This is a genomic window from Faecalibacterium sp. DFI.5.82, from assembly GCF_029076575.1.
Lineage (GTDB): Bacteria > Bacillota > Clostridia > Oscillospirales > Ruminococcaceae > Faecalibacterium > Faecalibacterium duncaniae.
The window spans coordinates 1-305 of the sequence record NZ_JARFIS010000634.1 but is presented as its reverse complement, the minus strand read 5'-3'; the positions used below and the strand labels follow the sequence as shown (position 1 = coordinate 305).

At 51.8% G+C, this 305-nt stretch carries 1 pseudogene; it reads left to right on the top strand.

The annotated features are described in order from the left end of the window. Positions 1–199 (top strand): annotated as a pseudogene (locus P0G09_RS18200) (ABC transporter permease); the annotation flags it as partial. Between the last annotated feature and the right edge of the window lie 106 nt (positions 200–305).

The window sequence follows — 305 nt, the reverse complement described above, 5'->3', positions numbered from 1 at the left end:
CATTGCGCTGGGTCTTGTGCTGAATCGGAAGCTGTATATCCTGCTCATCACCCATTATTTCGGTGCAACGTGGCAGATGCCGTGGGGCTGTCTTGCCGTGATCGTCGTATTCGTGCTGGCGGCTGTGGTGCTGGCAGTATATAACCCGGTCAGGCAAATCCTCATGCAGCCCATTACTGCAACCATCAGTGAATTATAAGCCAGAATAACAGATGCCCACCAGCTTATGGCGAAAAACATAGGTCGGTGGGCATCGTGTTCTTTATAAGGGCTTAATCTTCCAGTCTGCCGTGGTCACAGCCGAG